The organism is Lactobacillus kefiranofaciens, assembly GCF_900103655.1.
Taxonomy (GTDB): Bacteria; Bacillota; Bacilli; order Lactobacillales; family Lactobacillaceae; genus Lactobacillus; species Lactobacillus kefiranofaciens.
Window position 1 is genome coordinate 71,779 of the sequence record NZ_FMXC01000001.1, and the last position, 13,029, is coordinate 84,807.

10 protein-coding genes are annotated in these 13,029 nt (G+C 37.0%); all 10 read left to right on the top strand.

Annotation, left to right across the window (positions count from 1 at the left end; genetic code table 11):
- The first annotated feature begins 8 nt into the window (after positions 1–8).
- Positions 9–1,010: a phosphate acyltransferase PlsX gene (gene plsX / locus BLP58_RS00400; RefSeq protein WP_013853896.1), complete on the top strand. Its 1,002-nt coding sequence runs from the start codon at positions 9–11 to the stop codon at positions 1,008–1,010.
- A gap of 33 nt (positions 1,011–1,043) precedes the next feature.
- Positions 1,044–1,286, top strand: a complete 243-nt coding sequence (acpP, locus tag BLP58_RS00405) for an acyl carrier protein (RefSeq protein WP_013853897.1) — start codon at positions 1,044–1,046, stop codon at positions 1,284–1,286.
- A 117-nt stretch (positions 1,287–1,403) separates the two neighbouring features.
- On the top strand, positions 1,404–2,438 hold the full coding sequence (locus BLP58_RS00410; RefSeq protein ID WP_013853898.1) for an ABC transporter ATP-binding protein: 1,035 nt from the start codon (positions 1,404–1,406) through the stop codon (positions 2,436–2,438).
- 3 nt (positions 2,439–2,441) lie between these two features.
- A complete protein-coding gene (locus BLP58_RS00415; protein ID WP_013853899.1) occupies positions 2,442–3,428 on the top strand; it encodes an ATP-binding cassette domain-containing protein in 987 nt (328 codons plus the stop codon).
- A 2-nt stretch (positions 3,429–3,430) separates the two neighbouring features.
- A complete protein-coding gene (gene opp4B, locus BLP58_RS00420; protein ID WP_012212411.1) occupies positions 3,431–4,390 on the top strand; it encodes an oligopeptide ABC transporter permease in 960 nt (319 codons plus the stop codon).
- A gap of 14 nt (positions 4,391–4,404) precedes the next feature.
- Positions 4,405–5,334, top strand: a complete 930-nt coding sequence (locus BLP58_RS00425) for an ABC transporter permease (protein ID WP_013853900.1) — start codon at positions 4,405–4,407, stop codon at positions 5,332–5,334.
- 212 nt (positions 5,335–5,546) lie between these two features.
- On the top strand, positions 5,547–7,304 hold the full coding sequence (locus BLP58_RS00430) for an oligopeptide ABC transporter substrate-binding protein (protein ID WP_025084112.1): 1,758 nt from the start codon (positions 5,547–5,549) through the stop codon (positions 7,302–7,304).
- 110 nt (positions 7,305–7,414) lie between these two features.
- Positions 7,415–8,101: a ribonuclease III gene (rnc, locus tag BLP58_RS00435; RefSeq protein WP_013853901.1), complete on the top strand. Its 687-nt coding sequence runs from the start codon at positions 7,415–7,417 to the stop codon at positions 8,099–8,101.
- Between the two features lie 12 nt (positions 8,102–8,113).
- Positions 8,114–11,683 carry a chromosome segregation protein SMC gene (smc, locus tag BLP58_RS00440; protein ID WP_025084113.1) on the top strand — a complete coding sequence of 1,190 codons (3,570 nt, stop codon included), beginning with the start codon at positions 8,114–8,116 and terminating at the stop codon, positions 11,681–11,683.
- The gene (gene ftsY / locus BLP58_RS00445; protein ID WP_013853903.1) at positions 11,684–12,988 is read left to right on the top strand and encodes a signal recognition particle-docking protein FtsY; all 1,305 of its coding nucleotides are present in this window, start codon (positions 11,684–11,686) and stop codon (positions 12,986–12,988) included.
- The last annotated feature ends 41 nt before the right edge of the window (positions 12,989–13,029 follow it).

Sequence of the window (13,029 nt, forward strand, 5' to 3'; positions counted from 1 at the left end):
GGTAAATTATGAGAACAATTGCGATTGATGCTATGGGTGGTGAAAATGCACCTGAAGCGATCGTGAAAGCAGTATTAAAGGCAAAAACTGAATTGCCGGAAACCAAATTTTTGTTATTTGGTGATAAAGAGCAATTAAGAAATTTAATTCCAGCAAATCAAATCAGTGATCAACTTGGTGTTGTAGCCACTACAGAAGTGATTGCTGATGAAGATGAACCAGTGAAGGCAATTAGGCACAAAAAAGATTCTTCAATGGTCCAAGCAGCTAATTTTGTTAAAGAAGGCAAAGCTGATGCACTCTTATCTTTAGGTAATACTGGTGCACTTTTAGCCTGTGGCATTTTCATTATTGGCAGAATCAGGGGGATTACTCGTCCTGGCTTAATGCCAACTTTACCAGTAAAGAATAGTGATGAAGGCTTTAATATGGTTGATGTTGGTGCTAATGCCAAAAGTAAGCCGGAATATCTGCTCCAGTGGGCACAAATGGCTTCATACTATGCTAAAAAAATTCGTGAAATTGAAAATCCTAGAGTTATGCTTTTAAATAATGGTGCAGAAAGCGATAAAGGCGATGAGGTACATCAAGAAGCATATAAGCTATTGAAAGATAGCAACTTAAACTTCTTAGGCAATATTGAGGGCAATGAATTGCTTTTAGGTAAGGCTGATGTCGTAGTGACAGATGGTTTTACTGGCAATGCCGTTTTAAAAAATATTGAAGGTACTTCTAGCGTCCTGCTTCATTTATTAAAAGATAGCTTGTTAAATAGTGGAATGATGACTAAATTAGGAGCTTTGCTGGTCAAAGGCTCATTAGCTGGTCTAAAGTCTAAATTTGATACAGCTAAGTATGGTGGTGCAGTTTTACTGGGAGTAAATGCACCGGTAGTTAAGACGCATGGTCGTTCTAATGAAAGGCCGATTTATTATACTCTTAAGCAAGTCGATAAGATGATTGCAGAAAATCTTGTTGCAGAGTTTAGAGATGAATTTGCTACAAAATAGTAAAATATTTTATTAAAAAGGAGAAATTTTAGAATGTCAGAGGAAGAGATTTTTAATAAGATTAGAGATTTGATTGCTGATAATTTTGATGTCGACAAGGACAAAATTACTGAAAACACTAATTTTACTGCCGATTTAGATGCTGATTCAATTGACTTAGTTGAATTTATTTTGCAATTAGAAGATGAATTTGGTGCAGAAATTCCAGATGATGATGCTGAAAAAATTAAAACAGTCGGTGATGCAGTTTCATATATTAAGTCTCATCAAAATTAATTTAAAAAAAGCGGTGTCGTGATTTGCATACGACCGGCTTTGTGTTTATAATTAGAAAATAAATAGAAAAGATTAAACAGCTTTTAATGAACAAAGCTTTAGATGGGGGAATGACCTTTGGAAAAGCAGAGTGATCTATTACTAGATATTCAACACCTGCATACGGCTTACCGTTTGCAAGGGAAGTTCTATGATGCTGCGGATGATATTAATCTGACTTTGAAGCGTGACGAGATTTTAGCTATCGTAGGTGAATCTGGTTGCGGTAAAAGTACGATCGCTGCAAGTATCATTGGACTTTATGACCATAAAAATACAAAAGTTACAGGGGACATTCTTTACAATGAATTAAACCTGGTTGGCTTGAACGAATCATTGTTTAACAAGATTCGTGGGGATAAGATCGGAATGATCTTTCAAGACCCATTGGCCAGCTTGAATCCATTGATGCGTGTTGGTGATCAAGTTGCTGAAACTCTTTATTACCACACTGACATGGATGAAAAAGCACGTCATGCACGTGTGATTGAATTGTTTAATCAAGTGGAAATGCCTAAGCCTAATGAGATGTACGAAATGTATCCACATGAGTTGTCAGGTGGATTACGTCAGCGTGTGGTAATTGCGATGGCTATTGCATGTAAGCCAGAAGTAATTATTGCTGATGAACCGACTACTGCTTTGGATGTTACTATTCAAGCTCAGATTTTGGATTTGCTGGAAGATATTCAAAAGCAGTCACATTCAGGTATTATTTTGATTACGCACGATTTAGGTGTCGTAGCTGAGACTGCAGATGAAGTTGCAGTTATGTATGCTGGTCAAATTGTTGAGAAGTCCGATGTGAAGACAATTTTTGAGCATCCACTTCATCCATATACTAGATCACTACTTAATTCTATGCCTCAATCAGATGATACTGATGAGGATTTACATGTTATTCATGGTACGGTACCATCGCTTAAAAATATGCCACGTACAGGTGATCGTTTTGCTGCAAGAATTCCTTGGATTCCTGCAAGTGCACATGAGGAGGAGCCACAAGTACATGAGGTCGAACCAGGTCACTGGGTAAGATGTACTTGTTGGAAGACATTCCACTTTGAGAATGAAGATAGTGTGCAACAGGTAACAGCAGCAAGTGGGGAGTAGTTTATGGCGAAAGAAATTATTCAAATAAAAAACTTAAAAGTCTATTACCCAATTCGTTCCGGTTTTTGGAATAGAATTACTGATTATGTTCGAGCTGTCGATGGAATTAACTTCTCAATTGGAGAAGGCGAAACCTATGGCTTAATTGGTGAATCAGGTTCGGGTAAGTCAACGGCTGGTAAAGCAATTGTTGGTGTTGAAAAGGTTACTAGTGGACAAATCATTTATAAAGGTGTAGATGTTACTAAAGCAAGTAATCGTAGAAAGCTTGACTACAACAAAGACGTACAAATGATTTTCCAGGATTCAATGTCAAGTTTAAATCCAAGAAAGCGGATTGAAGATATCATTGCTGAGCCTATTAGAAATTTTGAAAATCTAACTACTGATCAAGAACGCGATCGTGTACAAGAACTGCTTGATATCGTAGGGATGCCTAGCGATGCGATTTATAAATATCCTCATGAATTCTCAGGTGGTCAACGTCAGAGAATTGGCGTCGCTCGTGCGGTGGCTACGAATCCTAAATTGATTGTAGCCGACGAACCAACTAGTGCTTTGGATTTGTCAGTTCAAGCTCAGGTTTTGAACTTCATGAAGCATATTCAACAACAATACAACATTGCTTACTTATTCATTTCACATGACTTGGGTGTTGTTAAGCATATGTCTGAAAACTTGGCGATTATGCACCGTGGCCGCTTAGTTGAATTAGGTAGCCGTGAAGAAATTTACAAGCATCCCATTCACATCTATACTAAGCGTTTGCTTTCTGCTATTCCTAAGGTAGATGTTGAACATCGTGAGGAACACAAGAAGCATCGTGAGCAGGTTGAAAAAGAGTTCGAAGAAAACCAAAGCAAATGGTATGACAAAGATGGTCGTGTATATCCGTTACAAAAAGTAGCTCCTAATCACTGGGTAGCATTACCTAAAGATTTGGCACAGGAAGCCGAACTTGAAGAACATGAAGAAAAGGAGAGTGATTAAAGATGTGGAAAACAATATTACGGCGTTTGTTAATCATGATCCCACAATTGATTATCTTGAGTCTGTTGGTCTTCTTGCTTGCTAAGATGATGCCAGGTGACCCATTTAGTGGATCAATTAACCCTAACACCGACCCTAAACAAATCGAAGCTTTAAGAAGAGCTGCTGGACTTTATGATCCATGGTACGTTCAATACTTTAGATGGGTAGGAAACTTGTTCCATGGCGATCTTGGTACAAGTTATATCCAGCACGTACCTGTAACATCATTAATTGCTGATCGTGCAAGTAATACTTTCTGGTTATCACTTTTGACAACTATTTTAAGTTATAGTATTGCGATTCCTCTTGGTATTACCGCTGGTCGTCACCAAGACCAATGGCAAGATAATGGTGTACAAATCTTTAACTACATTACTTTAGCTACACCAGGTTTCGTATTCTATATCTTAGGTTTGTGGTTATTCGGATTTACCTTAGGTTGGTTTCCAATCTCAGGTTCCGTATCAGCCAGTGCATCCGGATTCTGGGGAGTTCTTCTTAGTCGATTAGATCACATGATCTTCCCAGCTATTCTGTATGCCTTAATTGCGACTACTGGAACAGTTCAGTACTTAAGAACTGGTATCGTTGATAACAAGGTTGAAGATTACGTAAGAACTGCACGTAGTAAGGGTGTTCCTGAAAATGTTGTTTTCCATAAGCATATTTTAAGAAACTCATTATTGCCAATCGCTGCCTTCTTAGGTAACACGATTACCGGTCTTCTTAGTGGTTCAATGATCATTGAAAGTGTATTTAGTTATCCTGGTATGGGTAAGCTGTTCCTTGACTCAATTAGTCAGCGTGATTACACAACTTTAACTGCTCTAATTCTGATCTTTGGTATCTTAACCTTAATTGGTAATCTTTTATCAGATATCATTATGAGTATTATTGATCCACGTATTAGAATTCAATAGGGAGGAGAGAAAAAATGGCTGATAAGAAAGAAAATTCTGCTAAGACAGTAAAAGCAAAAGAAGCTAAAGATAAGGCTACTCTCCCACCTTCTGGATTTCGGGTAGCTATGCGTGAAATTTTACGGTCAAAGTCCGCATGTATAGCTTTGATTATCATTATTTTAATATTGTTATTCACTTTTGGTGGATCTTTATTCTTGAATAAAGCACAAGTTACTGAAATGAATATTGCTGATGCCTACTATGGTTGGGGTGAAGCTGGTCACTTACTCGGTACTGACGATGGTGGTCGTGATATCATGAAGCTCCTTATGATGGGTGGACGTAACTCAATCATGATTGGTCTCTCAGTTACCTTAATCACTGAAATTGTCGGTTTGATTGTCGGTTTGGTTTCAGGTTACTACGGTGGTGCAATTGACTCAGTTATCATGAGAATAGTTGACTTTGTTCAAATTTTGCCACAATTGCCAATTATCATTGTTTTGACTACTGTTATTCGTAACTACAATGCCGTAATTTTAGTATTCTTGATTGCGATGTTTGGATGGACAACGACGGCGCGTTATTACCGTTCCTTCATCCTGTCACAGCGTGACCGTGATTATGTTTTGGCTTCTAAGACTTCAGGTTCATCTAATCTACAAATTATGTTCCGTGAAGTTTTGCCTAACATTACTTCAATGATTATCATTGACGTTGTTTTAACTATTGCTGGTAACATTGGTATCGAAACTAGTTTGTCCTTCTTGGGCTATGGTTTGCCTACTGCAACTCCATCACTTGGTACTTTGATTGGATTTGCGGATGACCCAGTTAACGTTATTAACCGTCCATGGTTGTGGCTTCCAGCTACTATCTTGCTTTTGGTTATTTCCTTAAGTATTAACTATGTTGGTCGTGCCTTACAACGTGCAGGTGACGCAAGACAACGTGAAAATTAATAAATTAATAAAATCATTAAAAACAGCTCTGTCGCTTGATAGAGCTGTTTTTGTTTTAATTCCATAATGATAAAGTTATGCAATTAACTTAAAACAAAAATTAAAAAATATTTTCATAAAACTATTGAGAAATTAATAAAACATGGTATTATTTAATCATCAACTTGATTTCCAAAACAGAAATAATAAGCCAAATATGGAGGCATATAAGTATGAAGAAAACACAACTTTTAGGATCAATCGGATTGGTTACAGGTGCTGTTTTAACTTTAGCAGCCTGTGGTCAAAAGAGTAATGATAATGCGGGCGCTAACGGCGCTAAGAAGTTCCCACAACAAACACCAAAGAAGGCTGTTAAAAAGGGTGGTACTTTATCTTACGCACTTGAAACTGATACCCCATTTACTGGTATCTTTAACAACGAATTATCCACTACTCAATATGATTCTGATGTAGCTCAATTCGGTAACGAATCATTATTTGATACTGATGATAGCTATAAGATTAATAACAAGGGTCCTGCAACTTTTAAGCTTGACCGTAAAGCTAAGACTATAACTATTGAAGTTAAGAAGGGCGTTAAGTGGTCAGACGGTAAGCAAGTAACTGCTAAAGACGTTGAATACGAATACGAAATCATGGCTAACAAAGGCAGTAAGTCACAACGTTATACTGCTTCACTTCAAAACATTGTTGGTTTAACTGATTACCATGATGGTAAGTCTAAGACTATTTCCGGTATTGAAATGCCAGAAGGTGAAAATGGTCGTAAAGTTGTAATTCACTTTAAGGAAATGAAACCTGGTATGATTCAATCAGGTAACGGTTACTTCCTTGAAACAGCTAGTCCATATCACCAATTGAAGAACATCCCATTTGATAAGTTGCAATCTTCAGATGCTGTACGTAAGAATCCTATCTTCTTTGGTCCATACAAGATTAGTAAGATTGTTCGTGGTCAATCAGTAACTTGGGTTCCTAACAAGTACTACTGGAGAGGTACTCCAAAGCTTGATAAGATTACAATTAGTGTTGTTAACCCTAACTCAGCTTCACAAGCTATTAAGAGTCACAAGTTTGACATTGCAAGTGTTGTTAACTCACAATGGCAAAACATTAAGGGAACTAAGGACGTTAACTTCATTGCCCAAATTCCGCTTTCATACTCATACCTTGGTTTTAAGGTAGGTAAGTGGGATGCCAAGAAGGGTGAAAACGTTATGAATCCTAAGTCTAAGATGAATAACAAGGCTCTTCGTCAAGCAATCGGTTACGGTATGAACGTTGACCAAGTTTACAAGCGTTACTCATATGGCTTGAGCTTTAGAGTACCAACTTTAATTCCTAAACAATTCGGTGACTACTTCGATAAAAATGTTAAGGGCTATACCTACAACCTTAAGAAGGCTAACCAATTGCTTGACAAGGCTGGCTTTAAGAAGAAGGGCAAGTACCGTGTACAACCTAATGGTAAGCCTTTGACTATTCGTTTGGCTGCTATGACTGGTTCATCAACTCAAGAACCAATCGTTCAAAACTACATCCAACAATGGAGAAAAGAAGGCTTGAACGTTAAGTTAACTACTGGCCGTTTGATTGAATTTAACTCATTCTACGATAAGGTTCAAAATGATGACCCATCAGTAGATATGTTCTTAGGTGCATGGTCATTATCTAGTGAACCATCACCAAATGACCTTTATGGTGAAAAAGCACCAATGAACTATTCACGTTTCGTAGCTAAGAAGAACAATCAGCTTCTTACTGATATGGACTCACAAAAGGCATTTAACCATAAGTATAGAGTTGATAAGTTCCACGAATGGCAAAAGTACATGGATGATGAAGCTTACGTCATTCCTGTAGCTAACAACTACTCAATTACTGCTGTTAACAAGAAGCTTACTGGTTATTCACTTAAGCCATCAGATGCTAACTCATTATGGTACAAGGTTGGTTATGCTAAGTAAATTAAGTTAAAAATGAAAGGGCTACTTCTAAGTTTAGAAGCAGTCTTTTTTTGCATTCAAAAAAGCAACCTAAAACTGGTATAATTTAGAGGTATAAAAGGGGCAATTTTATGGTAAGTACAAAATTTTTAAAGAAATTAAAAGAAGAATATAATATTAAATTCAATAATGAAAAGCTGCTAGAAGAAGCCTTTACGCATTCTTCTTATTCAAATGAACATTCTAATGATGGTATTCGTGATTATGAAAAGCTAGAATTTTTAGGTGATGCGGTTTTGGAATTGGCAGTTTCAGATTATCTTTATCGTCACTATCCTAAGCTTAATGAAGGTGAATTAACCAGGTTGAGATCGAACATCGTTAGAACTGAAGGTTTTTCAGAATTTGCGATTGAATGTGGTTTTCAAACAGAAATTCACTTAGGTAATGGTGAAGAGAAAGCAGGTGCTAGAAGGCGTAAGACTTTGTTAGAAGATGTTTTTGAAGCTTTTAATGGTGCTTTGTTTTTAGATCAAGGAATGCCAGCGGTTGAACACTTTTTGCATTTAACGGTTTATCCATTAATTGATAAAGGTGAATTTGATGATTCACGAGACTATAAGACTGATCTGCAGGAATTATTGCAACAAGATGGCCCTGTTGATATTGAATATAGTGTGGTGAGTGAATCACAGCTTCCTTCACATTTTGTAGTTGAATTGAAAATTAATAATAAAGTACAAACTCAAGGTGAAGGCCATAATAAAAAGGCAGCTGAGCAACAAGCAGCTAAATCAGCATTACAAAAATTTGAATAAGGGGATGAAAGAGTGCCATTAACAGAATTAGTGCTCGATGGTTTTAAATCATTCGCTGATAAGACAATTATTCATTTTAATGATGGAATTACTGGAATCGTTGGTCCTAATGGCAGTGGTAAGAGTAATATTACTGAAGCTATTCGTTGGGTAATGGGAGAGTCCAGTGCCAAATCACTTCGTGGAACTAACATGAAAGATGTTATTTTTGCGGGGAGTCAATTTCGAAAGCCTCTTAATAAGGCAGAAGTGACATTAGTCTTTGATAATCAAAAGCGTGAATTGGCATTTGATGCTGATCAAGTGTCAATTACGAGAAGGATTTTACGCTCTGGTGATAGTGAATTCTGGATTAATAATCAACAGGTTCGAATGCGTGACGTGCATGCGCTTTTCCTTGATTCTGGAGTTTCACAGAATAGTCTGGCAATTATTTCTCAGGGACGAGTTGATCAAATTTTAAATTCGCGTCCTGAACAAAGAAGAGTAATCTTTGAAGAAGCAGCTGGTGTGCTTCACTTTAAACAACAAAAAGAAGCTGCTCAGACTCAATTAAAAAAGACGCAGGACAATCTAATTAGAATTAATGATTTAGTTAAAGAACTGAAGAATCGTCTTGAGCCGTTACATGAACAGAGTTCTTTAGCTAAGGAATACCAATTTCAAAAGGCAAGATTAGACAAAAAATTAAAGAGTCTGTTGGCTTTTGAAATTGAGGATATTAATCGGCAAAAAGAAGAGGTACAGGAATCTGCTAGCAAAAATAAGGTTCTTTTAGCTAAACTTGATGCGGAAGTTAAAGAATCGCAAAATGCGGTTTCACAAAAGAGAGCAGAATATCAAAAAATTCGTGATCAGCGTGAAAAAACACAAGCTGAATTATTGAAACTGAGTCAACAGCTATCTGACTTAAGTGCAAGTTTGCAGGTAGCAGAACAATCGCGTCAATTTGATGATGCAACTAAGGTGGAATATCAGAATCAAGTTAAAGCTTTAACAGCTGATTTAGTAAAATTTAATTCAACCTTAGCAGAATTACAGCAAAATCAGAAGAACCTAAAAAAGCAACAAGCAATATTACAGAAAAAGCGTGCGCAATTAACTGCACAATTGAAGGAAGACCCAGAAGAATTAAATCAGCAGTTGGAAGATTGCCGTAATGATTATATTCAATTGCTTCAGGATCAAGCGACTACTAATAATCAGGTAGTTAATTTGAATACTGATTTAAAACGAAGTAAGGCAGATACTAGTTATCAGAATAACGATGTTTCAGAGCAGTTAAGTTCGGCTCAAAAAGAATTAGAGCAATTGCGTAATAAGGGAAAAAATTTAACCGAAAAGCGCAAGCAAGAAAAAGATAAATTTACGCAAATTAGTGAACAAAACGCTGAATTAAGTCAGAAACTAAATAGTTTACGGCAAATCGTTAATGATGAGCATAGTAAATTAGAAAAAGTTGAGGCACGTCATGAAGCTTTGCTTAATATTCAAAAGCGACATGAGGGCTACTACTATGGCGTAAGAAATGTTCTGAACCATTTGAATGAATTTAAGGGCGTAATAGGCGCTGTAGGTGAGTTAATTACTTTCCCAGCAGAACTTGAAGCAGCAATGACAACTGCTTTGGGTAGTGGCGTACAGGATTTGATTACAACTAGCCGAGTTAGCGCTAGAAATGCCATTCATCAATTAAAGCTCAATCGAGCTGGGCGAGCTACCTTTTTACCATTAGATGGATTAAGGCAGTATGGCATCCCACAATCAACGATAACTACATTAAGCTCATTCAATGGCTTCAAGGGAATAGCAAGTCAATTAGTAAAGACCAAAACAGAGCACGATATTTCTTCTGCCATTAATTATTTATTAGGTAGCGTGATTATTGTTGATACCATCGATACTGCAATGCTAATTTCACAACGTGTAGGTCGTTACCGAATCGTTACGCTTGATGGAGATGTTATTTCTCCAGGCGGCTCAATGACTGGTGGTCAGAGAAATCAACGAAACAATTCTCCTTTGCAAACAGCGACTGAAATTAATAAATTAGAAAAGCAGCTTGAGGCCTTGTCTGCCAAGCTAAAAGCGGATCAAGCACAGCTAAAAGATTTTGCCGATCAAAGTGTAAATGTATCTAATCAATTGCAAAAATTGCATGATTCTTTGCAAGAAACAAATCAGGCAATTAATGAAGCTGCTATTTCATTTCAAAATCAAGAGAAAGAAGTTAAGCGACTAACTGACGCCAATTCTTTATATGAGTCTCGCATAAAAGAGCGCAATGAGCGGATCGTTTCTTTGCAAAAACAAATTGAAGCTGCAAATGTTAAACAAGAAGATTTAACTAAGCAAGGTGAAAAGCAAAAGAAGCGGATGAATGATCTGCAAGATAAGATTCGCAATTTTAATAGCTTGAGTCAAAGAATTCAAGATCAGTTGTCACAACTTGATCCTAAAATTGCTGTGTTTACTAATAAATTAGAGAATTTGACTAGTCAGGAAAAAGAAAAAGTAGGTCAGATTGCTAATAACAAGCAACAAATCACAGATTTAAAGCAAAAATTGACTGATTTAGTTCAGAATGGTGAATTGTCGGTTAAAAAGAACTCAGATTTGAGAAAGCACAAAATTGAGATTAATCAGCAAACTGAGAAGTTACAAAAGAAATTAAATGACTTGAGTTCACAGTTAGGACAATTTGATGCGCAGATTAATCAGTTAGATCAAGTAGCTAGTCGAAACTATGATTTGCGTAAAGATGCTGCAATTGAGCAAGAAGATTATTCAGTTAAAATTGCTAAGTTTAATAGTCTAATTGATCAAAGACTTGGGGTTTTGCGTGATGATTATTCCTTAACCTTTGAAGCTGCTTTAGCCCAAGCTGAAGGTGAAAATACAGAAGATAATCGTAATGAATTAACCAAAAGCGTCAAATTGCATCGAATGTCGATTGAAGATATTGGACCGGTAAATCTGGATACTATCCAGGAATATGAGGATGTTAGAAAACGTTATGATTTCTTAGATGGACAGCAGAATGATTTACTCAAGGCTCGTGATGATCTTGAAAAATCAATGGATGAATTGGATGAAGAAGTTAAGTCACGTTTTAAATCAACGTTTAATGCTGTTGCAGAAAGTTTTAAGAGTATTTTTCCGGTAGTCTTTAGTGGTGGCAAAGCTAAGTTGGAACTAACTGAACCGAATAACTTGCTAGAAACAGGGATTGAGATTATTGCTCAACCACCTGGTAAGAAGCTGCAGCGTTTGAGTCTTTTATCTGGTGGGGAACGTGCTTTAACTGCGATTACGTTGCTTTTTGCAATGTTACAGGTTAATCCAGTACCTTTCTGCGTATTAGATGAGGTTGAAGCCGCACTGGATGATGCGAATGTTACTCGCTTTGCTCAGTTTTTGCTTAAGTATGATCTTAAGACACAATTTATTGTGATTACTCACAGGCGCGGTACGATGAGGCAAGCAGATCAATTGTATGGCGTGGTGATGCAAGAATCTGGTATTTCTCAAGTCTTATCAGTATCATTAAAAGAAATGAAAAATAAAAATGAGGTGAAGTAATTGGGATTATTTGATCGAATTAAAAAATCTCTCTTTGGTAAAAAAGATGAAGACGAAGATAAGAAAAAAGAAGAACAAAAACAGCAAGAAAAAGAAGAATCTACTGCTGAAGTAGAAACAGAAAATCAAGAAGAAGAGGCTGAATCAGCTTCTGAAGAAACTCCAGAAAATACAGAATCGGAAACTATAGAACAAGAAAAGGAAAGTACTGATTCTGAAACATCTGAGTCTGAAGATGAACCAACTTCTGAAGTTGAGGAAGAGCCTGAAACTGAAGAAGTAGAATCAGAAGAAGCAGATACAACTTCTGTAGATCAAGAACAATCTGAAGAATCAAAACCTGCTGAAGAGAAATCAGAGACTGAAGAAGATTCAAATGAACAGCTTTATGAAAAAGGTTTAGAGAAAACCAATAAGGGCTTTGGTGCACGCTTAAATGCTTTCTTTGCCAAGTTTAGAACAGTTGATGAAGACTTTTTTGATGATCTGGAAGACTTGCTCATTGAATCTGATGTTGGTTATGAAACTGCTGAGCAATTGACGGACGAATTGCGTGAAGAGGCCAAATTGCAAAATGCCAAGTCACGTGATGATTTAAAGAAGGTTATTGTTGAAAAACTGGTTGATCTTTATGATCAAGGTGGTAATAGCGAGGATGAAAAACTTATTTATCATCCAGACGATAAGCCAAATGTTTACTTGTTTGTCGGCGTAAATGGTGCTGGCAAGACGACTACTATTGGTAAACTGGCTAAGCGTTTTAAGGATGAAGGCAAGTCAGTTATCTTGGCAGCTGCCGATACCTTTAGAGCAGGGGCAGTTGAACAATTAGTAGAATGGGGCAAGCGTGTAGATGTGCCAGTTGTAACTGGCAAAGCACAAGCTGACCCCGCTTCTGTTGTTTATGATGCCACTGAACGAGCAATTAATGAAAAGGCAGACTATCTCTTAGTTGATACCGCTGGTCGTCTGCAAAACAAGAAAAATTTAATGGCTGAACTAGAAAAAATTCAGCGTACAATTAAGAAGCTTTTGCCCAAGCAACCAACAGAGACTTTATTGGTGCTTGATGGTTCAACTGGGCAAAATGCTTTGCTTCAAGCCAAAGACTTTGATAAAACTACTAAACTAACTGGTTTGGTTTTAACTAAGCTTGATGGTTCATCTAAAGGTGGGGTTGTATTGGCAATCCGTAACGAGATGAATTTGCCAGTTAAGTTAGTTGGCCTTGGCGAAAAAGCAGAAGACTTAGCAGACTTTGATGCAGCTAATTACGCTATTGGCCTTTTCCATGGCTTAGTCTAGTGATAAAGTAAATATATAATTTCAATTTATAAGGAGAATTT